At 70.0% G+C, this 24,644-nt stretch carries 24 protein-coding genes; 13 read left to right on the top strand and 11 right to left on the bottom strand.

Going from position 1 to position 24,644, the window contains the following annotated elements; genetic code table 11:
* Positions 1 to 28: 28 nt before the first annotated feature.
* The 3 genes from hutC to HZ992_RS24110 are packed head-to-tail and all read left to right on the top strand — an operon-like array spanning position 29 to position 2,312.
* Positions 29 to 748: a histidine utilization transcriptional repressor HutC gene (hutC, locus tag HZ992_RS24100; protein ID WP_209384368.1), complete on the top strand. Its 720-nt coding sequence runs from the start codon at positions 29 to 31 to the stop codon at positions 746 to 748.
* 27 nt (positions 749 to 775) lie between these two features.
* Entirely contained in the window at positions 776 to 1,522 is a 747-nt protein-coding gene (locus HZ992_RS24105) for a YecA/YgfB family protein (protein ID WP_209384369.1), read from the top strand.
* Positions 1,523 to 1,541: 19 nt separating this feature from the next.
* On the top strand, positions 1,542 to 2,312 hold the full coding sequence (locus HZ992_RS24110; RefSeq protein ID WP_209384370.1) for a metallophosphoesterase: 771 nt from the start codon (positions 1,542 to 1,544) through the stop codon (positions 2,310 to 2,312).
* A gap of 24 nt (positions 2,313 to 2,336) precedes the next feature.
* Here the strand turns inward: HZ992_RS24110 and HZ992_RS24115 are convergent, their stop codons facing one another.
* Positions 2,337 to 3,539, bottom strand: coding sequence for a tetratricopeptide repeat protein (locus tag HZ992_RS24115; RefSeq protein ID WP_209384371.1), 1,203 nt, complete (start codon positions 3,537 to 3,539; stop codon positions 2,337 to 2,339).
* Between the two features lie 106 nt (positions 3,540 to 3,645).
* Between HZ992_RS24115 and HZ992_RS24120 the strand changes: the two genes are divergently transcribed.
* Positions 3,646 to 4,071, top strand: coding sequence for a universal stress protein (locus HZ992_RS24120; RefSeq protein WP_209384372.1), 426 nt, complete (start codon positions 3,646 to 3,648; stop codon positions 4,069 to 4,071).
* A 16-nt stretch (positions 4,072 to 4,087) separates the two neighbouring features.
* On the opposite strand, the gene HZ992_RS24125 is transcribed toward HZ992_RS24120, so the two are convergent.
* Positions 4,088 to 4,696, bottom strand: coding sequence for a TetR/AcrR family transcriptional regulator (locus HZ992_RS24125; RefSeq protein ID WP_209384373.1), 609 nt, complete (start codon positions 4,694 to 4,696; stop codon positions 4,088 to 4,090).
* Between the two features lie 200 nt (positions 4,697 to 4,896).
* On the opposite strand from HZ992_RS24125, the gene HZ992_RS24130 reads away from it, so the two are divergent.
* Positions 4,897 to 5,832, top strand: coding sequence for a fasciclin domain-containing protein (locus HZ992_RS24130; protein WP_209384374.1), 936 nt, complete (start codon positions 4,897 to 4,899; stop codon positions 5,830 to 5,832).
* A gap of 48 nt (positions 5,833 to 5,880) precedes the next feature.
* Positions 5,881 to 6,333: a fasciclin domain-containing protein gene (locus tag HZ992_RS24135; RefSeq protein WP_209384375.1), complete on the top strand. Its 453-nt coding sequence runs from the start codon at positions 5,881 to 5,883 to the stop codon at positions 6,331 to 6,333.
* Between the two features lie 15 nt (positions 6,334 to 6,348).
* On the opposite strand, the gene HZ992_RS24140 is transcribed toward HZ992_RS24135, so the two are convergent.
* On the bottom strand, positions 6,349 to 6,558 hold the full coding sequence (locus HZ992_RS24140) for a hypothetical protein (RefSeq protein WP_209384376.1): 210 nt from the start codon (positions 6,556 to 6,558) through the stop codon (positions 6,349 to 6,351).
* 151 nt (positions 6,559 to 6,709) lie between these two features.
* Positions 6,710 to 8,278 carry an alkaline phosphatase D family protein gene (locus HZ992_RS24145; RefSeq protein WP_209384377.1) on the bottom strand — a complete coding sequence of 523 codons (1,569 nt, stop codon included), beginning with the start codon at positions 8,276 to 8,278 and terminating at the stop codon, positions 6,710 to 6,712.
* Between the two features lie 85 nt (positions 8,279 to 8,363).
* On the opposite strand from HZ992_RS24145, the gene HZ992_RS24150 reads away from it, so the two are divergent.
* Positions 8,364 to 9,656 carry an Hsp70 family protein gene (locus HZ992_RS24150; RefSeq protein WP_209384378.1) on the top strand — a complete coding sequence of 431 codons (1,293 nt, stop codon included), beginning with the start codon at positions 8,364 to 8,366 and terminating at the stop codon, positions 9,654 to 9,656.
* A 10-nt stretch (positions 9,657 to 9,666) separates the two neighbouring features.
* On the opposite strand, the gene HZ992_RS24155 is transcribed toward HZ992_RS24150, so the two are convergent.
* Positions 9,667 to 10,683, bottom strand: coding sequence for an AraC family transcriptional regulator (locus HZ992_RS24155; RefSeq protein WP_209384379.1), 1,017 nt, complete (start codon positions 10,681 to 10,683; stop codon positions 9,667 to 9,669).
* A 199-nt stretch (positions 10,684 to 10,882) separates the two neighbouring features.
* Here HZ992_RS24155 and HZ992_RS24160 point away from each other — a divergent pair, with 199 nt between their 5' ends.
* The 4 genes from HZ992_RS24160 (at position 10,883) to HZ992_RS24175 (ending at position 14,954) form a co-directional block, all read left to right on the top strand.
* Complete coding sequence (locus HZ992_RS24160) at positions 10,883 to 11,716, top strand: class I SAM-dependent methyltransferase (RefSeq protein WP_209384380.1); 834 nt, start codon at positions 10,883 to 10,885, stop codon at positions 11,714 to 11,716.
* 21 nt (positions 11,717 to 11,737) lie between these two features.
* Positions 11,738 to 12,919, top strand: coding sequence for a vanadium-dependent haloperoxidase (locus HZ992_RS24165; protein ID WP_209384381.1), 1,182 nt, complete (start codon positions 11,738 to 11,740; stop codon positions 12,917 to 12,919).
* A gap of 21 nt (positions 12,920 to 12,940) precedes the next feature.
* Entirely contained in the window at positions 12,941 to 13,465 is a 525-nt protein-coding gene (locus HZ992_RS24170) for a GNAT family N-acetyltransferase (protein ID WP_245213278.1), read from the top strand.
* Positions 13,466 to 13,529: 64 nt separating this feature from the next.
* Complete coding sequence (locus tag HZ992_RS24175; RefSeq protein ID WP_209384382.1) at positions 13,530 to 14,954, top strand: M28 family metallopeptidase; 1,425 nt, start codon at positions 13,530 to 13,532, stop codon at positions 14,952 to 14,954.
* 3 nt (positions 14,955 to 14,957) lie between these two features.
* On the opposite strand, the gene HZ992_RS24180 is transcribed toward HZ992_RS24175, so the two are convergent.
* From HZ992_RS24180 to HZ992_RS24205, 6 genes are all read right to left on the bottom strand, one after another.
* Positions 14,958 to 15,395, bottom strand: a complete 438-nt coding sequence (locus HZ992_RS24180) for a MaoC family dehydratase (RefSeq protein WP_209384383.1) — start codon at positions 15,393 to 15,395, stop codon at positions 14,958 to 14,960.
* Entirely contained in the window at positions 15,395 to 16,927 is a 1,533-nt protein-coding gene (locus HZ992_RS24185) for a 3-hydroxyacyl-CoA dehydrogenase (protein WP_209384384.1), read from the bottom strand. The genes HZ992_RS24180 and HZ992_RS24185 overlap by 1 nt, the downstream gene beginning before the upstream one ends.
* Before the next feature lie 2 nt (positions 16,928 to 16,929).
* The gene (gene boxA, locus HZ992_RS24190) at positions 16,930 to 18,216 is read right to left on the bottom strand and encodes a benzoyl-CoA 2,3-epoxidase subunit BoxA (RefSeq protein WP_209384385.1); all 1,287 of its coding nucleotides are present in this window, start codon (positions 18,214 to 18,216) and stop codon (positions 16,930 to 16,932) included.
* A 119-nt stretch (positions 18,217 to 18,335) separates the two neighbouring features.
* On the bottom strand, positions 18,336 to 19,763 hold the full coding sequence (gene boxB / locus HZ992_RS24195; RefSeq protein WP_209384386.1) for a benzoyl-CoA 2,3-epoxidase subunit BoxB: 1,428 nt from the start codon (positions 19,761 to 19,763) through the stop codon (positions 18,336 to 18,338).
* 33 nt (positions 19,764 to 19,796) lie between these two features.
* Positions 19,797 to 21,455, bottom strand: coding sequence for a 2,3-epoxybenzoyl-CoA dihydrolase (gene boxC, locus HZ992_RS24200; RefSeq protein ID WP_209384387.1), 1,659 nt, complete (start codon positions 21,453 to 21,455; stop codon positions 19,797 to 19,799).
* A gap of 116 nt (positions 21,456 to 21,571) precedes the next feature.
* On the bottom strand, positions 21,572 to 22,519 hold the full coding sequence (locus HZ992_RS24205; protein WP_209384388.1) for a helix-turn-helix transcriptional regulator: 948 nt from the start codon (positions 22,517 to 22,519) through the stop codon (positions 21,572 to 21,574).
* 89 nt (positions 22,520 to 22,608) lie between these two features.
* Here HZ992_RS24205 and HZ992_RS24210 point away from each other — a divergent pair, with 89 nt between their 5' ends.
* The gene (locus HZ992_RS24210; protein ID WP_209384389.1) at positions 22,609 to 23,073 is read left to right on the top strand and encodes a 4-hydroxylaminobenzoate lyase; all 465 of its coding nucleotides are present in this window, start codon (positions 22,609 to 22,611) and stop codon (positions 23,071 to 23,073) included.
* Positions 23,074 to 23,078: 5 nt separating this feature from the next.
* Entirely contained in the window at positions 23,079 to 24,635 is a 1,557-nt protein-coding gene (locus HZ992_RS24215) for a 3,4-dehydroadipyl-CoA semialdehyde dehydrogenase (RefSeq protein WP_209384390.1), read from the top strand.
* Positions 24,636 to 24,644 lie beyond the last annotated feature (9 nt).

The raw sequence follows: 24,644 nt of genomic DNA on the forward strand, positions 1-24,644 counted from the left end.
TTAGCATGAGCGAAGCTAGAATGTCACCATGACCAAGCTCGCCGTGCCGCGCCGCCTGCCCTCCGAGGAGGTCAAGGATTCGATCCGGCAGCGCATCGCCGAAGGCGGCTGGCAGCCCGGCATGAAGCTGCCCTCGGAGCGCGAGCTGGTGCAGCAGTTCGGCTGCGCGCGCATGACGGTGCACCATGCGCTGCGCGAGCTCGAGGACGAAGGCCTGATCGAGCGCCGCCAGGGCTCGGGCTCGTACGTGGCGCAGCTGCACCCGATCTCCAACGTGCTGCAGGTGCGCGACATCCGCGACGAGATCGCCGAGCGCCGCCACGTGCACGCCACCCGGGTGTGCGGCGTGCAGCGCGAGAAGGCCGGCGCCGACATCGCCGCGGCCATGCGCCTGCGCAAGGGCGCCGTGGTCTTCCACGTTCGCCTCGTGCACCTGGAGAACGGCGTGCCCATCCAGCTGGAAGACCGGCACGTCAACCCGGCGCTCGCGCCCGACTTCATGACGCTCGACTTCACCCAGGTCACGCCCTCGCACGTGTTGTTCCAGCACGCGCCGCTGACCGAGGCCGAGCAGGTCGTCGAGGCGGTGCTGGCCGATGCCGAGCAGGCGAAGTGGCTCGACATTGCCGAGGGCAGCGCGCTGCTGATGGTGTCGCGGCGCACGGTGTCGCAAGGTGCGGTGGCCTCGGTGGCGCGCCTGTACCATCCGGGCTCACGCTATCGATTGATCGGCCGCTTTTCGGTCTGACCCCGGCCTGAACCGCCGCCCGACACCATGCAGACCCCCCACCAGCAAGCCCCGACCCGCGACCTCACCGATGCCGAGTTCGAGGAGCTCGACCAGTTGCTCGCGGCCACACCCGAGCCCTTCGAGCCGCTCGACGCGGTGATGCTCGACGGCTACCTGTGCGGCGTGCTCGTGCAGCCGGTGCTGATCGAAACCGAGGCCTGGCTGCCGCACGTCTTCGACTTCGATGGCCAGCCGCTGCCCGACGACGCCGACCCGGTCTGGCGCGAGCGCGTCACGGCGCTGATCGTGCGCCGCCATGCGGCGCTGAACCGCTCGATGACCGAGGACGGCTGGTTCGACCCGCTGATCCTCGAGCCCGACGACTTCAACCCGCCGCGCACCGACGACCCGGCGGCCAGCCTGAACCCGGTGTCTCAGTCGCTGATGCCCTGGGTGGCCGGTTTCCAGCATGCGATGGAGTCCTTCCCCGACCTGCTTGAGCTGCCCGACCCGGCGGTCGACATCGCGCTGGCCCGCCTGTACCGCCACCTGCCGGCGCAGACGGCCGAAGAGCGCGAAGTCGTCGCCACGCTCGACAAGGAGCACCCGCTGCCCACGCTGGACGACGCGATCGAAGACCTGATCGTCGTCGTCGCCGACCTCGACGACCTGACGCGCGATCTCCGCTACAAGGTCGAGACCGTCAAGCGCGAGGAGCCCAAGGTCGGCCGCAACGACCCCTGCCCGTGCGGCAGCGGCAAGAAGTTCAAGCAGTGCCACGGCAAGGCTTGAGCCGGCACGGCCTGCGCTGATGCGGATCCAGCTGCTCTCCGACCTGCACCTCGAGACCGAGTCCTTCGCGCCCGAGCCGAACCCGGTCGCCGAACTTCTGGTGCTCGGCGGTGACATCGACAGCACGTGGGGCGAACTCGAGCGCTTTCGCGACTGGCCGGTGCCGGTGCTGATGGTGGCCGGCAACCACGAGTTCGACGGCCGCGAGGTCGACGAGGCCTGGCCGGCGCTGCGCGAGCGCTGCGAGTCGCTGGGCATCGGTCTGCTCGAGCGCGAAAGCCGCGTCGTGCAGGATGCCGACGGCGCGCGCGTCCGCTTCGTCGCCACCGTGCGCTGGTGCGACTTCGACCTCTACGGCGAGGCCGGTCGCGCCACTGCGATGCGGGCCGCCGGCTACTACATGCGCATCATGCGCAGCACGCGCCGTGGCGTGGCCTTCGACCCCGAGGGCGTGCGCGAGGAAGCACTGGCCTGCCGCGACTGGCTGGCGGACGAACTGAAGAAGCCGCGTGGCGACTGGGATCGCACCGTGGTGCTCACGCATTTCGCGCCCAGCCTGCGCAGTGCCGACCCGCGCTACGGCGCGCAGCCCGGCACGGCAAGCTTCTGCAATGCCGACGACGCGCTGCTGCCGGGGGCCACCACCTGGATCCACGGCCACCTGCATTGCCGGCACGACTATCTCGTCGAGCATGCGCAGGGGCGCACGCGGGTGGTGTGCAATGCCCGCGGCCACGGCCGCAAGGGCGAGGCCGACGGGCACGATCCGTTGCGGATCTTCGAGGTCTAACGGCTGTGGGCGCGCCGCAGCGCGCTACTTCACCTCTTCGGCAATCTCGATCTTCAGCCCGCTGGCGCCCACCGCGACGGCCTTCGTGAAGCCCTGCAGGTCGCCCGGCTGCGCGATCGCGTTGCCCGACTTGCTGATGCGCGCGCCCACGATCACCTGCGTGGCGGTGGACAGGCGCATGGCCGGGTTCATCGCCATCGAGTCGTCGAGGGTGAAGGTGAGCGGCAGATCCTTCACCTGCTTGCGCAGGATGGCCAGCGGCACGCGCGGGCCCTCGACGGCGCGGGCAAAGACGAACAGCGTGTCTTCCGGCGAAGCCTTGGCCTTCAGCGCCGCGGCGATGTCCACCTGGCCGGCCAGCGAGGCAGCGGTGGCGGCCGCCGAAGTCGCCACCGGGCCCGACGCCGCTGCGGCGGCCGGCGGCAAACCGGCGCGCGAGCGCGCCTCGGCCACGCCGGACTGCAGGTTGCGTTCGAGTTCGCTGCCGGGTTCGGCCACCGCCACCGCGGCCGACCACAGCTGTGCCGCCTTGGGGAAGTCGCTGGCGTCGAAGGCGATGGTGCCGGCCAGCGCCAGCGCCTTCAGGTTCTTCGGGTCGAGTTCCAGCGCGCGGGCGATCAGCTGGGCTGGTTCGCCGGCGAGCTTGCGGCCGGCGGCCATCGCCACGGCGTCCGCCTGGTCGGCCAGCGCCTGGGCATCCTTCGGCTTCAGCGTGGACACGCGCTTGAACGCGGTCACCGCCTCCGGGTAGCGACCCAGCGCGCTGTAGCTGCGCCCGAGCATCGACCAGCCTTCGGCGTCGTCGGGCTGAGTCTTCATGCGCTGTTCGAGCTTGGCGACCATGTCCTCGATCTGGGCGGCCGCGCTGCCATGGCCCGCGCCGGCCTCGTCTTCGCTCTGCGCAACCGGAACGCCTCGCCAAGCCCCGGGCGTGCCGTACACCGCGTAGCCTGCGGCCGCGACCGCGAGCACGAACACGGACAGCCCGGCGAGCAGCCGCCGCGAGGGCCGCGCTGCGGCGGCAGCGGGAGCGGCCGGGATGGGCGCTGCAGCCGGTGTGCCAGACCCGGCGGTCGTCGATGCGCCGGAGTCCATGACCTGCGACACCAGCTCCTGTTCGAGCTTGGCGCGTGCGGACGCCGCCTGATCGGCTGGCAGGGTGCCCGATGCGGCCAGCTCGTCGAGCTGGCGCAACTGGCGCTTCAAATCTTCGATTCGTGCATTCATCGGTGCGGATGGTAAGGCCCGGCGTGATTGCGGGTTGTCAAGGACGGTGTCGGGCGCTGTGGGAGACTAGGATCGCACGCGAAAATTCCATCGGAGACGACCCACCATGAAGATCCTCATCGCCGTCGACGGCAGTTCGTACACCAAGCGCATGCTGGCCTACCTGGCCGCCCACGACGAGTGGCTCGGCGGTGGCCGCCACCAGTACACCGTCCTGAACACGGTGTCGCCGGTGCCGGCGCGCGCTGCAGCGGTGATCGACCGCGACACGCTCAAGTCCTACTACGCCGAGACCAGCGAAGCGGTGTTCAAGCCGATCCGCAGCTTCTTCAAGAAGCAGGGCATCGAAGCCGAATTCGTCGGCAAGGTCGGCCACGCGCCGGAGATCATCGCCAAGATGGCCGACGGCCAGGATTTCGATCTGTTGATGATGGGCTCGCACGGCCACGGCACGCTGGGCAATCTGGTGATGGGCTCGGTGACCACCAAGGTGCTGGCCTCCTGCAAGACGCCGGTGCTGCTGGTCCGCTGATCGCTCCGGTCGGCGTTCAGCGCCGCGACAGGCCGTCGAAGCAGGTGGACACGAGCAGCTCGATGATCTGCTCGTCGCTGTACTGGCCGGCCAGCTTGAGCAGGCCGAGCACCGGGTCGCAGGCGCGCGCAAACAGCGTGTACAGGATCACCTCCGGCGGCAGCGCGGGGTTCAGGTCCTTGTCTGCCTGCGCGGCGCCGATCCAGGCGCCGAGTCGATCGCTGACTTCCATCAGCCGATCCAGGTAGACCTTGTTGGTGGTCAGCGCGGCGCGCAGGCTGGAGTTCTGCGCCGGCAGCGAAGGCATCTCGCCGGCCAGCTGCACCTGCATGGTCCAGCGCGCCACCGCCTTGAGCTGATCCGCCGCGCGGGCCGGCTCCTTGGCCGCCAGGCTGTCGATGAAGGCCATCGCGCGGTCAAGGATGCGGATCATCGCCGCCGCGGCCAGCTCTTCCTTCGAGGTGAAGTGCTTGTACAGGCTCGCCTTGGCGATGCCCACATCGGCGGCCACTTCGTCGACCGTCATCAGGTCGAAGCCCTTCTCGGCCAGCAGCCGATTCACCGACGACACGATCGCGTCTTCGCGAGCGCGGAGCACCTGTTCACGGAACGACACCTTGGCCATGCCGCAATTCTAGGCGCGCCCGGCTGCATTCGTACGCCGGAGTCTCTGTGCGACTGAATAGTTATGCAAATAGACCACACAGTAATCAATGAATACTAAGTAGTTTAAATTGCGTCCAGTTGGTCTCGTGACGCAGTTCACGGATCGGCTCCCGGCAGCCTTGCGGCCGGCCTCTTATCACCTCGACTGGAGCAGTACACATGTTCGATTGGTTCAAGAGACTGGCGGCCCTGTCCGCCCTCGCCCTCGTGGCCGCCTGCGGTGGCGGTGACGACGATCCCCACCCCGGCAACATCGTCCAGGTGGCGCAGGCCGATGCACGTTTCAGCATCCTGGTCGAAGCCGTCGTCGCGGCCGACCTGGCCACGACGCTGTCGGGCCCCGGCCCGTTCACGGTGTTCGCGCCGACCAACGACGCCTTCGCCGCGCTGCTGACCGAGCTCGGCCTGAGCAAGGCGCAGCTGCTGGCCGACAAGCCGCTGCTCACCGCGGTGCTGCAGTACCACGTGCTGTCGGGCACGGTGCGCAAGGCCGCGGTGCCGCTGGGCGCCGCGATCACGCCGCTGGAAGGCGGCATCTTCAAGGTCGACAGCGTCGGCGCCGATTTGATCGTCACCGACGGGCGCAACCGGACCTCGAAGATCGTCGTCACCGACGTGGCGGCCGCCAACGGCGTGATCCATGCTATCGACAAGGTGCTGCTGCCGGCCGACAGGAACATCGTGCAGACCGCGGTGGCCAGCGCGCCGGAATTCAGCATCCTCGTCGAGGCCGTCACCGCCGCCGGTCTGGTGAACACGCTCAGCGGCCCCGGCCCGTTCACGCTGTTCGCGCCGACCGATGCCGCGTTCGCCGCACTGCTCGTGGAGCTCGGCGTCAGCAAGGCGCAGCTGCTGGCCGACACGGCCCTGCTGGACCAGGTGCTCAAGTACCACGTCGTGCCCGGCCGCGTGCTCAAGGCCGGTGTGCCGGTGGGCACGCCCATCGCCACCGTGCAAGGCGAGACCTTCAGCGTCAATGCCTCGCTGGCCATCACCGACCAGCGCGGCCGCACGGCCAACATCGTCGCCACCGACGTGCTGACCAGCAACGGCGTGATTCACGTCATCGACAAGGTGATCCTGCCCGCGCCCTGAGCGCGCGCAGCCTCATCCCATACCTCTCTCAACCAGGAAGTACTCACCATGAAGAAGATCATCGTTCTGTCCGCGCTTGCATTCGCCGCCCTGTCGGCCCAGGCCAAGGACATCGTCGACACCGCCGTGGCGGCCGGCAAGTTCAACACGCTGGCGGCTGCGTTGCAGGCCGCCGGACTGGTCGACACGCTGAAGGGACCCGGCCCGTTCACCGTGTTCGCGCCCACCGACGAAGCCTTCGCCAAGATCCCGAAGGCCGACCTCGATGCGCTGCTCAAGGACAAGGCCAAGCTCAGCGCCGTGCTCACCTACCACGTGGTCGCGGGCAAGGTGATGGCCAAGGACGTCAAGGCCGGCAAGGTGAAGACGGTGCAGGGCAGCGAGCTGACGCTGGGCACCACCGGCGGCGTGACGGTCGACGCGGCGAAGGTCATCCAGGCCGACATCGTGGCCGACAACGGCGTGATCCACGTGATCGACAGCGTCGTGCTGCCGAAGTGAACGCAGGCTAGTTCGCTAGCGCTTCGTTCGACGGCCGGCGCCCTCAGCGGGTGGCCGGCCGTTGTCCTTCTTGGCCGCGCTGCCCTCCACGGGCATGGGCAGGGTGTCCATGCTGGCGTCCAGGCCGAAGGCCGTGCCCATGTCGCCGTAGTCGGTGTCCTTGGCGGGCGCGGCCTTGCCGAAGCCCAGGGAAGACCACCATGGAACCGAAGACGACTTGCTCATGAGAACCCCGCTGGCTGACTGACCGGACATCCGATGACCGAATGATTCCAGTGTCTGCAGCGCCGTGCGGGCCGGTCCCGAGAACAACTGCACCGCTGCCGTGCATTTCGTGACGCGATGCTTCAGCGTGTGACAAAAGACGGATCCGTCGTCAGTCGCGCACCACACCGGCTCGGCCGGCTTCGACCTGGAAGCGCGCCTGCGAATGCAGCCGGGCGTCGGCCTGCGCCGGAAACGGCGTGGCGCGGAAGTCGCACGAAGCACCGCCGGGCGTGAGTTCGATCAGCGCATAGCCGCGCTCGTCGCTGCGCGCATGCACGAGGTCGGGGTTGCTCGCGCGGATCGCCGCCATCACCGCCTCCGACAGACCGCGGCTCGTGACCGAGCTGCCGACGAACTCGGTGGCCACCACCGGCGATCGCGGGTCGTCCGGCCGCAGCCGCAGGTTGGCGGCCACGTGGCGGTGCACGTCGCCGCCCAGGCAGAGCACGTCGCGCAGGCCCGGTGTGGCGACGGCGTCGAGCAAGCGCTCGCGCGAGCGGGGGTAGCCGTCCCAGCCGTCGGTGTGCACGCGCCGCCCGGTCGGCAGGTCGATACCGCCGGGCGCGATCTGGCTGGACTGCCCGATCAGCTTCCACTGCCGTGTGCTCGAGACCAGCCCCTGCGCGAGCCAGCGCTCCTGCGCGGCGCCGAGCATCGTGCGCGAGGCATCGCCCAAGGAGTCGCAATCGGACAGCACCCGCCCGCCGCCCTGACCGGGCGGGCTGCAGGCCTGCACGCTGCGGTACTGCCGGTTGTCCAGCGTCCACAGCTCTGCCAGCCGGCCCCAGCGGTGCTGCTGGTGGATGCGCATCGCCGCGCCCTGCGGTGCCATCGACGGCGCCAGCGGCAGGTGTTCGAAGTAGGCCTTGTAGGCGGCGGCGCGGCGGCGCAGGAAGCCCTCGCGGTCCAGCCCGCTCGGGCTGGCCTCGCCGGCGTAGTCGTTCTCGACCTCGTGGTCGTCCCAGGTCAGCAACCAGGGATGCGCGGCGTGCGCGGCACGCAGGTCGGCGTCGAGCTTGTAGGTGGCGTGGCGCGCCCGGTAGGCCGCCAGCGTCTGCGGGATCGGGCCTTCGTGCGCACGCACCCGGTAGCGGGCGTTGCTCGACTCGTAGATGTAGTCGCCGACGAACAGCACCAGGTCGATATCGCGCGAGGCGATCTCGCGGTGCGCGGCGAACCAGCCCTGCTCGTAGTGCTGGCAGGAGGCCAGCGCGATACGCAGGCGCTGCACCGGCTCGTCGTCGGCCGGCGCCGTGCGCGTGCGGCCGATCGGGCTGACGGCATCGCCGGCGATGAAGCGGTAGTACCAGGTGCGGCCGGGGGCCAGGCCGTCCACCTCGACGTGCACGCTGTGGCCGTGTTCGGGCCGTGCCGTGAAGTCGCCCTGGCGCAGGCCGGTGGCGAATCGTTCGTCCTCGGCCAGCTCCCAGCGCACCGCGAGCGGCGTGCCCGGCATGCCGCCCAACGGGTCGTGTGGTCGCGGGGCCAGGCGCGTCCACAGCAGCACCGCGCCGGGCCGCGGCATCCCGCTGGCCACACCGAGCGTGAAGGGGTAGTCCAGGTTCGCAGGCCAGCGTGTGGCGGCGGTCTGCGCGCGCGTGGCAGCGTCGAACAGGCTGCCCAGCGCCGCGGCGGCGGCTTGGCGGCTGAGCTTGCGGAGCAGGTTGCGTCGATCCATGTCAGGCGCGGATTGTGAGGGCAGCACGGCACGCGCCTACAATCGCGCCCCCTCGCGTCTGCCGATCCGCCCGCCCCACCGCACCATGTACTGCGCCATCGACTTCGGCACTTCCAACTCCGCTGTCGCAGTGCCCGACGCGACGGTGGGCATGCGCTTGGTCGAGCTCGAGCCCGGCCAGCGCACCATGCCCACGGCCGTCTTCTACTTCGTCGACGGCCCCGAGCACGACGGCCCGCCGCGCGCCTTCGGCCGCGCCGCCGTGGCCGCCTACGTCGACGGCCTGGACGGCCGGCTGATGCGTTCCATGAAGAGCATCCTCGGCAGCAGCCTGATCGACCAGACCACCGACGTGGGCGGCGGCCGCGGCGTGAAGTACCTCGATATCGTCGCCGGCTACCTGCGCCACCTGAAGCGCTGCGCCGAGGCCGATGCGGGCCAGGCGATCGACCGCGTGGTGCTGGGCCGGCCGGTGTTCTTCGTCGACGAGGATCCGGCGCGTGATGCGCAGGCGCAGGCGGCGCTCGAATCGGCAGCGCGCCAGATCGGCTTTCGCGACATCCACTTCCAGTACGAGCCGATCGCCGCGGCCTTCGACTACGAGCAAAGCGTGCAGGCCGAGCAGGTCGTGCTGGTGGCCGACATCGGCGGCGGCACCTCGGACTTCTCCATCGTGCGCGTCGGCCCGCAGCGCGCGGCGAAGCTCGAGCGCAAGGGCGACATCCTCGCCAACCACGGCGTGCACATCGCCGGCACCGACTTCGACCGCCGTGTCGAGCTCGCTGCCATCCTGCCTGAGTTCGGCTACGGCGCCTTCGGGCCCAGCGTGGCCGGTGCGCCGCCGCGCGAGGTGCCCAGCGGCGTGTACTTCGACCTGGCCACCTGGCACCTGATCAACACCGTCTACAACCCGGCGCGCGTGGCCGAACTGCGCAGCATGCGCGGCTACTACGCCGAGCCTCGCCACCACGAGCGGCTGATGACCGTGGTCACCGAGCGGCTCGGCCACGAATTGGCCGCACGTGCCGAGGGCGCCAAGATCGCCGTGGCCGACGGTGGCAGCACGCGCATCGACCTGTCGCACGTGGAGAACCGCTTCGCCGTCGAGCTCGGCGAGGCGCAGGCGCTGCAGGCGCTGGATGCCGATATCGAGAAGATCATCGCGGCCGCGCGCGAGACGGCGCGGCAGGCCGGGCTGAAGGCCGACGCCATCGACGCGCTCTATTTCACCGGTGGCTCCACCGGCCTGCGCTTGCTCGCGCAGCGCATTGCCGCGGCCTTCCCGAAGGCGCGCGTCGTGCGCGGCGACCGCTTCGCCAGCGTGGCCACCGGCCTGGGCGTTTTCGCGCAGCGCTGGTACGGGCGCGCCGGGGCGTGATCCGGATGGATCAGACCGCGCGCGGCGGCGGTGTCGCCTGCGCACGCCGCCACGTCGCCGGCGGCAGCCCGGTGGCGCGCTTGAAGGCGCGCGTGAAGGCAGCCTCCGACTCGTAGCCCACCTCCAGCGCGATCGCCGCCACGCCGGCATGGCTGCTGCGCAACTGATTGGCGGCGAGCTGCATGCGCCACTGCGTCAGGTACTGCATCGGCGGCTGGCCGACGAAGCGCACGAAACGCTCGTGCAGTGCCGAGCGCGACAGCCCCGCCTCGCGGCCCAGCTCTTCCAGCGTCCAGTCGCGCGCCGGCGCCGCGTGGATCGCGCCGAGCGCCTTGCCGACATGCCGGTCGCGCAGGCCGGCGAGCCAGCCCGAGGCGTCGTCGGGCAGCTGCTCGAGGTAGCGGCGCGCCGCGTCGACGAACACCATCTCGCTGGCACGCTCCAGCACTGCCTCGCTGCCGGGGCGCCGCTCTTGCGACTCCGTTACCGCCTGGTGGAGCACGTCACGCACCCAGTGGCCCACGCCGCTGGCCGCCAGGTGCATCAGCCGCGGCAGCGCCGCGATGAGCGGATTGAAGGGCCGCAGGTCGCACCCGACGAAGCCGCAGACGACGATGTTGCTCGCCTCTTCCACCGGCACCGGCGCGCCGGGGTGAAGCACGCCGCCGTGGTAAGCCACCGCGATCGGCTTGGGCTCGTCACGCGTGGCGAACACCCAGTCGGCATTGTCGGCCGAGGCGCGCATGCCCGGCGCGCGTGACATCACGTGCGCATCGCCGTGCGGGAACATGACGATGTCGCCCGCCGACAGGCGCACCGGCGAGACGCCGTCGGTCGCTGCCCAGCCGTCGCCCTTGGCCATCAGATGGTAGGCGAGCACGTGCTCGGCGCCGGGCATCACGGCGCCGGCGATGTCGCGCGCCGCAGGGGCCTCGGCCACCCAGTCGTCGCTGCAGCTCACGTAGTAGAAGACCGCGCCGCGCAATCGCACGCTGCGCAGCACGTCGGACAAGGGGTCGTGGGACATGGGTGGACGATCGGTCAAGCGCGGCGGACGGGCGAGCAATCAGCGTGGTGAAGCAGGGCGCGATCCGGACGGGGGAGCAAATCTGCACGACGCCGCGCACGGCGTCAATGCGTCTCCCTTCGAAGAATGCGGGGCATCGGCGTGACGCAGCGCAGTCGCGCCGACCCCTCGAACCCACCGTCTTCTTCGGAGCCACCCCATGAACCCCGTCATCGAACACCCGACCCAGGCGATCCCCTTCGACGCCATCAAGCAACGCCAGCAGGCCACCTGGGCCAGCGGCGACTTCGCCGTCATCGGCACCACGCTGCAGATCGTCGGCGAACAACTCGCCGAGAGCATCGACCTGCGCGCCGGCGAGCGCGTCATCGACATCGCGGCCGGCAACGGCAACGCCACGCTGGCCGCGGCGCGCCGTTTCGCCCGGGTCACCTCCACCGACTACGTGCCCGCGCTGCTCGAACGCGGCGCCGCGCGTGCCCGCGCCGAGGGCCTGGAGATCGAATTCGTCGAGGCGGATGCCGAGGCGCTGCCCTTCGAGGACGCGTCCTTCGACGTCGCGCTCTCGACTTTCGGCGCGATGTTCACGCCGCAGCACGAGCTCCCCGCGCAGGAGATGCTGCGCGTGGTGCGCCCCGGCGGCCGCATCGGCCTGGCCAACTGGACGCCCGACGGCTTCATCGGCGAGCTGTTCAAGGTGATCGGCGCCTGCCTGCCGCCGCCCGCGGGACTGAAGTCGCCGGCGCTGTGGGGCACCGAGCCGCACATGGTCGAGCTGTTCGGCGCGCGTGCCGCCGACATTCGCTGCGTGCGGCGCGATTTCCAGTTCCGCTACGCCTCGCCGGCGCACTGGCTGCAGGTGTTCCGCGACTACTACGGCCCCACGCACAAGGCCTTCGCTGCGCTCGACGCGCCGGCCCAGGCCCGGCTGGCCGACGACATCACCGCGCTGCTGATGCGGCGCAACCGCGGCGGCTCGCATTCGCTGGTGGTGCCCGGCGAGTACCTCGAAGTCGTCGTGCGTGTGCGCTGAAACCCGAATCAGGAGACCGTCATGAAAATCACATTCCCCAAGATGGCCTTTGCGGCCCTGTTGTCGATGTTAGGCGCGGCGCATGCCGACGTCGTCACCGACTGGAACGACAAGGCCAACGAGATCGTCGCCAAGGTCGGCCCCGGCGCCGCCGGCCACCGCCTGATGGCGGTGGTGCAGGGCGCGGTGCTCGACGCGGTGAACGGCAGCGGGCCGCGCGCGCCCGTCGAGGCGGCGGTGGCCGCGGCCAACCGCGCCACGCTGTCGGCACTGGTGCCCGCCGAGAAGGCGGCCGTCGAGGCGGCCTACCAGCGCGCCGTCGAGGCCGTGCCGGAGGGCGAGGCGAAGGCCCGCGCCATCGCTGCCGGCGAACGTGCCGCGGCCCAGTGGCTGGCGCGTTTGGCGGCTGACGGCGCCAACGCGCCCGACCGCTACCACTGGAACGCCAGCCCCGGCCGCTACGTGCCCACGGTGACGCCGGCGGCGGCGAACTGGCCCCATCGCAAGCCCTGGGTGATGGACAAGGCCAGCCAGTTCCGCCCCGCGCCTCCGCCCGAACTGGGCAGCGAGACCTGGGCGCGCGACCTGCAGGAGGTGCGCACGTACGGCGAGAAGGGAAGCAAGCTGCGCACGCCGCAGCAGACCGAGATCGCGCGCTTCTGGGAGGAAACGCGGCCGCTGGTGTACTTCCCGCTGCTGCGCTCGGTGGCTGCGTTGCCGGGCCGCACGGTGGCGCAGAACGCGCGCCTGTACGCCGCCTCGGCGCTGGCCAGCGACGACGCGCTGATCGCCGTGTTCGACGCCAAGTACCACTACCAGTTCTGGCGGCCCATCACGGCCGCGCGCAGCAGCCACGCGGCCGGCGGCACGACGGTGGAGGGTGACCCGGGCTGGACGCCGCTGATCCCCACGCCGATGCATCCGGAGTACCCCTGCGCGCACTGCGTGATCGCCGGCGCGGTGGGTGCGGTCATCGAGGCCGAGCTGCGCGGTGCGAAATCGCCGCTGCTGCGCACGAGCAGCCCGACGGCGCCTGGCGTGGTGCGCGAGTGGAAGAGCGCGGCCGAGATGGTCGAGGAAGTGAAGACGGCGCGCATCCATGACGGCGTGCACTATCGGAACTCGACGCAGGTCGGTGCCGAGATGGGCGCGGCGGTGGGCCGGCTGGTGCAGCAGCGACTCGCGGCGGCGGCCTCGCTCTGATCCATTCACAGGAGACCCACGATGCCCACCACGCTGACGATCCGCCCCGCGCGGCCCGAGGAGTTCGAGCCGCTCGGCCGGCTGACCGTGGCGGTGTATGCCGCCCTGCCAGGCTTCCCGACCCCGGCGCAGCAGCCGGGCTACTACGAGATGCTGGCGGGCATCGGCCGCTTCGCCGAGCGGCCCGGTGCCTGCCTGCTGGTGGCGCACAGCGCGCAGGGCGAACTGGCCGGCGGCGTCGTCTACTTCGGCGACATGGCCGAGTACGGCGCGGGCGGCATTGCCGCGTCGCAGCGCGACGCCGCCGGCATCCGGCTGCTCGCGGTGGCGCCGGCGCACCGCGGCCTCGGTGCGGGCCGCGCACTGACGCAGGCCTGCATCGAGCGGGCGCGCGCCGAGGGACGCAGCGAGGTGATCCTGCACACCACACGGGCGATGCAGCGGGCCTGGGCGCTGTACGAGGCGATGGGATTCCTGCGCTCGGCTGATCTCGATTTCGAGCAGCAGAGCCTGCCCGTGTACGGCTTCCGGATGAGCCTGGGCTGAGGCGCACTTCGTTTCCGGTGCGGGCTGTGCTGGAATGCGTGCTCCCTTGCCCTCGGAGTTCCGCATGCCCCGCCCGACCCTGCGCTGCCTCGCCGCCGCCGCCACCTTCGCCGCGGCGGCCGCGGCCCACGCCCAGGCCGAAGACACGATGGTGCGCGCCATCCTTTCCGACATCTCGGCGCAGCGCATCGAGCAGCGCATCCGCACGCTCGTCGCCTTCGAGACGCGGCACACGCAGTCGGAGACCGTGTCCGACACGCGCGGCATCGGCGCCGCGCGGCGCTGGATCGAGCGCGAGCTGCGCGAATGTTCGCGCGCCACCGGCGGGGCGCTGCAGGTGCAGATGCGCAGCCATGTCGAGCCGGCCGGCCGGCGGCTGTCGCAGCCCACCGAGATCGTCAATGTGGTGGCGACGCTGCCCGGCGCTTCGGCCGCCGCGGGGCGCGAGCGCGTGCTGGTCGTCAGCGGCCACTACGACTCGCGCAACACGGATGTCAACGATGCGGCCGGCATCGCGCCCGGCGCCAACGACGACGCCTCGGGCACCGCGGTGGTGATGGAACTGGCCTGCGCGATGGCGAAACACCGCTTCGACGCCACGCTCGTCTTCATGGCCGTGGCCGGCGAGGAGCAGGGCCTGCTCGGCGCGGCGCAGATGGCGCGCGATGCGCGCCGCGACGGCGTGGGCATCGAGGCGATGATCACCAACGACATCGTCGGCAGCCCGCGCGGCGACTTCGGCCAGCACGACCCGAAGCGGCTGCGCCTGTTCGCCGACGGTTTCGATCCGCTGCTGCGAATGCTCGTCGCGTCGCAGGGCAACGCGGCGCCGAGCGAGGAGGAGGCGCGCCGCATGGCCAGCGCGCGCGAGACGCTGCAGGCGCTCGCGCTGGCCGGTGGCGGCGAGGACCTGCCCACGCACCAGCTCGGCCGCCACCTGAAGGCAGCCGGCGAGCGCTACCTCCCCGGCTTCCAGGTGCAGCTGATCCAGCGGCGCGACCGCTACCTGCGCGGCGGCGACCACCTGCCGTTTCTCGAACGCGGCTATGCGGCGGTGCGCTTCACCGAGCCCTTCGAGAACTTCCGCCACCAGCACCAGAACGTGCGTGTCGAGAACGGCGTGGCCTACGGCGATCTGCCCGAGCACGTGGACATGGCCTACGTGGCCGACGTGACGCGCGTGAACGCCGCCGGCCTGGCCACGCTCGCGCTGGCCCCGCCGCCGCCGCGCAACGTGAAGCTGGACGCCACCGAACTGACCAACAGCAGCACGCTGCAATGGGACGTGGATCCCGCCGTGGCCGGCTACCGCATCGTCTGGCGCGCCACCGACTCGGCGACCTGGCAGCAGTCGCGCGAGGTCGGGCGTGTGGGCCGCGCGACGCTGGACGACATCAGCAAAGACAACGTGATCTTCGGCGTGATGGCGGTGTCGGCGCGCGGCCACGCCAGCCTGGCCGCCTACCCCTTGCCGCTGGTGCGGCGTTGAGCACTACGCCGCGAGGTCGAACAGGCTGGTTGCCTCGAGGTCGAGCACCTCGCTGCCCTTCGCATTGAAGAGCTGCCAGCGCCAGCGCAGGATGCCCAGCGCACTCTGGCCCTTGGAGCGGCGCACCTCGACGACCGTGGCCCGCACCGTGAGGCGGTCGCCCGGGCGCACAGGGTGCGGCCACTTCACGTAGGCGAGGCCGGGTGAGGCGAAGGACTCGCTGCCGGCCAGCGCTGCATCGGCCACCAGCCGCATCGCGATGCCGCAGGTGTGCCAGCCGCTGGCGATCAGGCCTTCGAAACGCCCGCCCTTCGCGGCCTGCGCATCGGTGTGGAACCACTGCGGGTCGTAGGCGGTGGCGAAGCGCACGATCTCCTCTTCGCTCACCTCGTAGGGGCCGGCCTCGATGACCTGCCCGACATGGAACTCTGCGAACTTCATCAGTGACCGTGAGAATGGCGGCGCAGCCAGGGGCTGACGCGATAACGCTCGCCGCGGTACTCGGCATCGAGCGCACGAAGCACGCCGACCACGCCGTCCACGCTCCAGTCCGCGAGCCACTCGAAGGGGCCGGCCGGGTAGTTGACGCCGAGCTTCATCGCCGCATCGGCGCCGGCGGTGTCGCACACGCCTTGCAGCACGGCGTCGGCGCCTTCGTTGATCAGCATCGCGATCGTGCGCGCCACCACCAGGCCCGGCGCATCGGCCAGCGGCAGCGGCGTGAAGCCCAGCGCGGCGAGCCAGGCGCCGGCCTGCGTGCGCCAGGCCGCACGCGCGCCCGGCGCGACGGCATAGGCGAGCGCCGTGCCCGGTGCGATCGGCTGGACGAGCGGCCGGTCGAAGACGGCGATGTCCGCCACGCCGAGGTCGCGCGACAGCTGCTGCGCGGTGCGCCCGTCGGTGAGCGCGAGCCGGGCGCCGTCGATGGTCAGGCCGATCCAGGGGCTGGCCAGATCGCGTGCCGGCCCCCAGCCCTGTGGCGCCAGTGCGGCAATGGCCGCGTGTTCGAGGTGGTCGGCGACCGGCCCGATGCCGTGCACCGTGACCTGGTGCGCCGTGGCCGGCGCGTCGTGCATGGCCACCGGCAAGGGTGCCGGGCCATTGCTGCCGGCCTCGTAGCGATAGAAGCCACGGCCGCTCTTGCGGCCGAACAGGCCGCCGGCGACCATCTCGCGCTGCACCAGTGAGGGCAGGTAGCGCTTGTCGAAGAAGTTGGCTTCGTAGACGGAGTTCGTCACGGCGAAGTTGGTGTCGTGGCCGATCAGGTCCATCAGCTCGCAGGGCCCCATGCGAAAGCCTGCAGCCTTGAGGCAGGCGTCGAGCACCTGCGGCGTGGCTGCTTGCTCCAAAAGCAGCGCCAGCGTCTCCGCGTAGTAAGGCCTAGCGATCCGATTGACGATGAACCCCGGCGTGCTCTTCGCATGCACCGGCACCTTGCCCCAGACCTTGCTCAACTCGAAGATGGCGTCCGCGACCGGCGCATCGGTCTGCAGCCCGCTGACCACCTCGACCAGCTTCATCAGCGGCACCGGGTTGAAGAAGTGCATGCCGACCAGCCGGCCGGGGTGCTGCAGGCCGTTGGCGATGGCGGTGACGCTGATCGACGAGGTGTTCGTCGCCAGCACCGCACCCGGCGCGACGATGCCTTCGAGTTCGTTGAACAGGCTGCGCTTGGCCTCCAATTGCTCGACGATGGCCTCGACCACCAGGGCGCTGTCGCGCGCCTGCGCCAGCGAGTTGATCGCTGCGGTTCGGGCCATCGCGGCGCGCGCGGCCTCGGCGTCGAGCCGGCCCTTGTCGACCAGCGACTTCAGCGTCGCGGCGAGCTTGTCCAGCGCCTGGCTGGCCGCGCCCTCGCGCATGTCGAACAGCTTCACCGGGTGGCCGGCCAATGCCGCCACCTGCACGATGCCGATGCCCATGATGCCGGCGCCCACCACCAGCACGGGGGCGCTGCGAAGATCGATCGTCATGCTCAGTAGGTCTCCAGGTGAAGCCGGCCTTCACGCTTGAGCGTCGCGCCGACGGTGTCCCAGTCCATCCCGGCCCCGCGTGCGATGTCGCGCAGCGTGGCGACCACGCCCTCTTCCATCGCCTTCAGCCCGCACACATAGAAGCAGGCGTTCGGGTCGGCGAGCAGCGCGGCGAGGTCGGCGGCGCGCTCGGCCATCGTATGCTGCACGTAGCGCTTGGGCTGACCCTGGGTGCGCGAGAAGGCGAAGTTGATGTCGATGAAATCCTTCGGCAGGTTCTGCAGCGGGCCGAAGTAGGGCAGCTCCTCCTTCGTGCGCGCGCCGAAGAAGAGCATCAGCTTGCCGCCCTCGAACTTGCCCGACTGGCGCAGCCGCCGGCGCCACTCGGTCATCGCCCGCATCGGCGCGCTGCCGGTGCCGGTGCAGATCATCACGAGGTGGCTCTTCGGGTGGTTGGGCATCAGGAAGGTGGTGCCGAACGGCCCGATCACCTGCACGGTGTCGCCCACCTTCAGGTCGCACATGTAGTTGCTGGCCACGCCGCGCACCGGCTGGCCTTGGTGGTCCTCGAGCACGCGCTTGATGGTCAGCGACAGGTTGTTGTAGCCAGGCCGTTCGCCGTTGCGCGGGCTGGCGATGCTGTACTGGCGTGCATGGTGCGGCCGGCCACCGGCATCGGTGCCCGGCGGCACGATGCCGATGCTCTGGCCTTCCAACACCGGGAAGGGCATGGTGCCGAAGTCGAGCACCACATGGTGCGTGTCGTACTCGCGGCCGACCTCGGTGACACGCACGTTGCCGGTCACCGTGGCGGTGACGCTCTTCTCCGCCGCCTTCGGGCCATAGAGGTTGACGTAGGCGTGCGCCGCCGACCAGGGCGGCAGCGTCGCGTTGTACTGCGCGCTGTTGAAGGCGGCCTCGCTGCCAGTCGTGGCGCTCGCACTCGCGGACGCGGCCGCCGGCTCGGCGACGGGCATGGCATCGGCGGCGACGCCGGATTCGGCCATCTGCTCGGGCGAGAGCTCGGCCGGCAGTTCGTCCCAGCCCAGCTGCTCGGCCAGGCCGTAGGCCTTGATCCGTGGCAGGGTGCGCCAGTTGTCGATGCTGCCGGTCGGGCAGGGCGGGATGCAGGCCATGCAGAAGTTGCACTTGTCCGCATCGACCACGTAGTTGCGCGAATCGTGCGTGATCGCCTGCACCGGGCAGGTCGCCTCGCAGGTGTTGCAGCGGATGCAGATCTCGGGGTCGATCAGGTGCTGCTTGATGACCGCGGCGTCGGCCATGTCCATGCTTGTCTCCTCGTCGAGAGCGCTAGTGTCGCAACCAAGCGAACGCCGCGGAACCGGCTTGGCCGGGCCGCTGGCGTTGCCCCCTTGAGGGGGAGCGGCGAAGCCGCTACGGGGGTGGGTCAGCCGAATCGAATGTATTCGAAGTCCACCGGCTGGCGGTTGATGCCCATGACCGGCGGGGCGATCCAGTTGGCGAACTGGCCCGGCTCGACGACGCGGCCCATCAGGCTGGCCACGAAGGCGCGGTCGCTGCCGCTGGGCAGCCAGTCGTCGACCTTGGCGTTCCATTCGGCTTCGCTGACCACCTGGCCTTCGGGCGACACCTTCACGCCCGACAGCGCACCGATGCTGCGGTGGAAGGCCTTGTGCGGCGTCTTCAGGCGGAACGGGATGCCGGCTTTCTCGATCACCTTGTTCCAGCGCTCCACGCCGGCACGCGAGTCGGCGATGTAGTCGTCGCGCAGCACTTCGTTGAGCGCGTTGAGCATCGGCACCTCGCGCTCGACCAGCTTGCCGCCCACGGCCTGCAGCACCTTGTAGGTCTGGCCGCGCAGCTGGTGGTCGTCGACGCGCTTGCCTTCCTCGTAGCGGCCCTTCAACCCGGTCGAGTAGAAGGTCGCGGCGTTGCTCGACTCGTCGGCGCCGAACAGGTCGATCGTCACCGAGAAGTGGAAGTTCAGGTAACGCTGCAGCGTCGGCAGGTCGATCACGCCGGCTTCGCGCAGCTTCTTCGGGTCATCCGTCTTCAGCTCGTTCATCGCCGCGCAGGTGCGCTGGATGACGCGGCTGATGCCCGACTCGCCGACGAACATGTGGTGCGCTTCTTCGGTCAGCATGAACTTGGTCGTGCGGGCCAGCGGGTCGAAGCTCGACTCGGCCAGCGCGCACAGCTGGAACTTGCCGTCGCGGTCGGTGAAGTAGGTGAACATGAAGAACGACAGCCAGTCCGGCGTCTGTTCGTTGAACGCCTGCAGGATGCGCGGGTTGTCCTGGTTGCCGCTGCGGCGTTCGAGCAGGGCCTCGCCTTCCTCGCGGCCGTCGCGACCGAAGTACTTGTGCAGCAGGTAGACCATCGCCCACAGGTGGCGGCCCTCTTCCACGTTCACCTGGAACAGGTTGCGCAGGTCGTACTGGCTCGGGCAGGTCAGGCCCAGGTGGCGCTGCTGCTCCACGCTCGCCGGCTCGGTGTCGCCCTGCGTGACGATGATGCGGCGCAGGTTGGCGCGGTATTCCCCGGGCACGTCCTGCCAGGCGTCTTCGCCCTTGTGGTCGCCGAAGTGGATCTTGCGGTCCTTCTCGCCCGGGTTCAGGAAGATGCCCCAGCGGTAGTCGGGCATCTTCACGTGGCCGAACTGCGCCCAGCCCTGCGGATCGACGCTGACCGCGGTGCGCAGGTAGACGTCGAAGTTCTGCGAGCCGTCCGGGCCCATGTCGTCCCACCAGGCCAGGTAGTTCGGCTGCCACTGCTCGAGCGCGCGCTGCAGCGTGCGGTCCTCGCTCAGGTTGACGTTGTTCGGGATCTTGTCGCTGTAGCTGATCGTGCTCATGTCTGCTCCGTCGTGATTCGTGTCGTGCGCGGCTTAGACGCGGTTCCAGTCGAAGGCGGCCTTGTCGCCCTTGCCGTAGACCTTGAGGGCACCCTTTTCGCCGACGGCGTTGGGGCGCTGGAAGATCCAGTTCTGCCAGGCGGTGAGCCGGCCGAAGACGCGGGTGAACATGTTCTCCGGGCCGTTGAAGCGCAGGTTGGCTTCCATGCCGGTCAGCGCGTCGGGGCTCATCGAGACACGCTCCTCGATGGCGATGCGCGTCTCGTCGGCCCAGTCGATGTCGTCGGGGTTGCTCGTCACCAGGCCGATGGCGAAGGCGGCGTCGGCATCGAGCGGCTTGCCGGCCTGGGCGCGCACGGCGTCGAGTGCGGGCTGCTCGGCGTAGAAGCGGCGCTCCAGGCGGCTCTGGCCGGTGACCATCGGGAACAGGCCGAAGTTCGTGTCGCCCACGGTGATCTTCGGTGCCTTGGCCTCGTCATCGGGCAGGGCGAGGTGGTAGCTGCGATCGCAGGCCAGCGCCAGCTCGAGGAAGCTGCCGGCGAAGCAGGAGCCCGGCTCGATCAGCGCGAACAGCGAACGCGAGGACACGTCCAGGCGGCTGAAGGTGCGGCGCAGCAGGCCGATCGTCTCGCGCACCAGCCAGTGTTTCTGGTTCGCCATCAGCGTGGCATCCATCGCCAGCACCTGCGCGGCGTCGCCCTGCGTCTTGATCAGCCACAGCCCGATGTCGAGCTCGTTGGTGCGCATCGACAGGATCGCGTCTTCCAGCTCGCGGGCCATCGCCAGCGGGTACCAGTCGGCGCCGGCGGCCTCGATGCCGGCCACGTCGCCCGGCTGCGCGCCGGTGGGCGCCTTCACGGTGAAGACGGCGGTGCGCTTGGCGCGGTCGATCTCGACCGTCACGTTTTTGTAGCGCAATGCATTGGCTTCGATGGTGCGGGCCAGCGGTGCCAGCTTCACGCCCTTGCCGTCGGCGGGGCGATCGCTCTGCGCGGCCAGTTCGAGCGCGCGTTCCTGCACCTTGGCGGCGAACTGCTGCGGCTTGGCGATCGCGTCGACAAGGCGCCAGTCCTTCGCCTTCTGGCCGCGCACGCCTTCGGTGGTCGTGCAGAAGATGTCTGCGAGGTCGTGGCGCACGTGCCTTTTGTCGGTCACGCGGGTCAGCCCGCCGGTGCCGGGCAGCACGCCCAGCAGCGGCACTTCGGGCAGGCTCACCGCGCTGCTGCGGTCGTCGACCAGGATGATTTCGTCGCAGGCCAGGGCGAGCTCGTAGCCGCCGCCGGCGCAGGCGCCGTTCACGGCGGCGAGGAACTTCAGGCCGCTGTGCTTGGAGGAGTCTTCCAGGCCGTTGCGCGTCTCGTTGGTGAACTTGCAGAAGTTCACCTTCCAGGCGTGGCTGCTGACACCCAGCATGAAGATGTTGGCGCCGGAGCAGAACACCTTTTCCTTGGCGCTGGTCATGACCACCGTGCGCACCTCGGGGTGCTCGAAGCGGATGCGGTTGATGGCGTCGTTCAGCTCGATGTCGACGCCGAGGTCGTAGCTGTTCAGCTTGAGCTTGTAGCCGGGGCGCAGGCCGCCGTTCTCGTCGAAATCGGCGGCCAGCGTGGCCACCGGGCCCTCGAACTTGAGCTTCCAGTGACGGTACTGGTCGGGGGCGGTCTGGTATTCGACGCGAAGGTCTTGGGTCACAGCGGTCTCCTGGTCAGGCTGCGGCGAGCGACACGGATGGCCCACACACTGATGAGCATCATAGTGCACGAACTTTCGTCCGTCAAGCAACCTCATGCATTTTTATGCATGATATTTCAGGACGGCAGTTCGAGCGCCTTTCGCACCAGGGATCTCAGGGCCACGAAGGTCGGTTGCAGTTCCTGCGCGCTGGTGTCCAGCTGGAACTCGGCCTTCGAATAGAAGGCGGCGCGGCCGGCGAGGATGGACTTGAGGTCGTCCATCGCCTCGCGGCTGGCCGCCATCGGGCGTGTGTCGCCCTGGGCGACGACGCGCTTCATGTGGTCTTCCGGCTCGGCCTGCAGCCACACGGTGGTGCAGTGCTGCAGCAGCAGGTTGAAGTTGGCCGGGTCGGAGACGATGCCGCCCGGCGTGGCGATCACCGCCTCGGGGTAGATCTGGATCGATTCCTCGAGCGCGCGGCGCTCGTAGCGGCGGTAGGCGTTCTGGCCGTACAGCGCCTGGATCTCGCTGATGCTGCAGCCGGCGAACTTCTCGATCTCGCGGCTCAGTTCGACGAAGGGGAAGCCCAGGTCCTCGGCCAGCATCGCACCCAGCGTGGACTTGCCGGCGCCGCGCAGACCGATCAGCGCCACCTGCGTGCTGCGCTGGCGGCCGTGGCTGGCATTGGCGCCGCCGGTGCCGAGCAACTCGCCGACCGCCACTCGCACGCGGTGCAGCGTGGCCTCGTCGCGGTTCTCCAGCAGCTCACGCAGCATCAGCCACTCGGGCGAGGTGGTGGTGACGTCGCCGAGCAGCTCGGCCAGCGAGCATTGCAGCGCACGGGCCACGTCCAGCAGCACCAGGATGGAGGCGTTGCCGACGCCGTATTCGAGGTTGGCCAGGTGCCGCTCGGACACGTCGGCGGCGGCGGCCAGCGCCTTGCGCGTCATGCCGCGGCGCGAGCGCAGGGCGCGGGCGCGCTCGCCCAGCGCCACCAGGAAGGGGTTCTTCGCCTCTTCTTCTTCGCCCGGTGCATCCTCCCCCGGGACAAACCCGGGAGCCTGCATTATAGTGCTTGACATGGTGGGATCCGCGCCCTAAAGTGCCTGCACGCACAATACTGCATCAACCTTGCGCTGGCAAGGGAAGCGCAGGTCCCGGAGACGCATCCATGACCCCCGACAAGTTCCGCGCACAGATCGCCGGGCTGACCGCCCAGCTGGCCGGCCGCGCCATCGACGCCGAGCTCGACGCCTGGCTGAACCGCGAGCATGGGGCCGGCAGCGCCACCTACGCGGCGCTGAAGGCGAGCTGCGAAGCCGGTGTCGCCGAAGGCTGGCTGTGCAACCGCGAAGGCGGCGGCATCAAGTACGGCCGCATCTTCAAGCCGGCCGACGACCTGCACGGCTTCTCGGTCGACGTGGTCGACATGACCGACATCGCCGGCCCGCATCACCTGCACCCGAACGGCGAGATCGACCTGCACATGCCGCTGGGCGGCGAGGCCACCTTCGACGGCCGGCCCGCCGGCTGGGTGGTGATGCCGCCGGGCAGCGCGCACCGGCCCACCGTGGCCGCCGGCCGCGCGCTCGTGCTCTACCTCCTGCCGCAAGGCGCGATCGAATTCACCAAGTGACCCCGATGACCGACAAGCTCGACAACTTCCTGGGCGGCCGCTGGGTCGCCGGCAGCGGCGCCGGCACCGCGCTGTTCGACCCGGTGCTCGGCGACGAGCTGGTGCGTGTCGATGCGACCGGCCTCGACCTGCGTGCCGGCTTCGCCTTCGCCCGCGAGCACGGCGGCGCCGCGTTGCGCGCGATGACTTACCGCCAGCGCGCCGCCATGCTGGCCGCGGTGGTCAAGGTGCTGCAGGCCCAACGCGACGACTACTACGCCATCGCCACCGCCAACAGCGGCACGGTGAAGAACGACTCGGCGGTGGACATCGACGGCGGCATCTACACGCTGTCGACCTATGCGAAGCTGGGCGACTCGCTCGGTGACCGCAAGGTCCTGCTCGACGGCGAAGCCGCGCGTCTGGCCAAGGATCCGGTGTTCCAGAGCCAGCACGTGCTGGTGCCCTCACGCGGCCTGGCCCTGTTCATCAACGCCTTCAACTTCCCGAGCTGGGGCCTGTGGGAGAAGGCGGCCCCGGCACTGCTGTCGGGCGTGCCGGTGGTCATCAAGCCGGCCACGGCGACGGCCTGGCTGACGCAGCGCATGGTCAAGGACGTGGTCGACGCGGGCATGCTGCCCGCGGGTGCACTCTCGGTGGTGTGCGGCAGCTCGGCCGGGCTGATGGACGCGCTGCAGCCCTTCGACGTGGTGTCCTTCACCGGCTCGGCCGAGACGGCCGCCGTGATCCGCTCGCACCCGGCCGTGACGCAGCGCTCGGTGCGCGTCAACATCGAGGCCGACAGCGTCAACAGCGCGCTGCTGCTGCCGGGCGAAGTGCCGGGCAGCGAGGCCTTCGAGCTGCTCGCCAAGGAAGTGGCGCGCGAGATGACGCAGAAGTCCGGCCAGAAGTGCACCGCGATCCGGCGCATCTTCGTGCCCGAGGCGCTGTATGCACAAGCTGCCGAGGCGATCTCGGCACGGCTGGCCAAGACGACGGTGGGCAATCCGCGCAACGAGTCCGTGCGCATGGGCGCACTGGTCAGCCGCGCGCAGCTCGCCGCCGTGCGCGAGGGCCTTGCGCATCTGCAGGCGCAGGCCGAAGTGCTGCACGACGGCGCGAAGCACGCGCTGGTCGACGCCGAAACCGCCGTGGCCTGCTGCGTCGGCCCGACGCTGCTGGGCACGCGCAGCGCCGCCGGCAGCGATGCCAGCGATCGGGTCCACGACACCGAGGTGTTCGGCCCGGTGGCCACGCTCGTGCCCTACCGTGACCGAGCGCATGCGCTGCAGCTGATCGAGCGCGGGCAGGGTTCGCTGGTGGCTTCGCTGTACGGCAGCGACGCGCAGGCGCTGGCCGACGCGGCGATCGAGCTCGCACCCTTCCATGGCCGCGTGCACGTCATCAGCCCCGAAGCGGCCGCCCACCATACCGGCCACGGCAACGTGATGCCGCAGTCGCTGCACGGCGGTCCCGGGCGCGCCGGCGGCGGGGAAGAGCTTGGCGGCTTGCGTGCGCTGAACTTCTACCACCGCCGCGCCGCCATCCAGGCCGGCACGACGACGCTGGCCGCGCTGGCCTGAGACGAGGAG

This window comes from Rhizobacter sp. AJA081-3 (genome assembly GCF_017795745.1).
Classification (GTDB): domain Bacteria; phylum Pseudomonadota; class Gammaproteobacteria; order Burkholderiales; family Burkholderiaceae_C; genus Piscinibacter.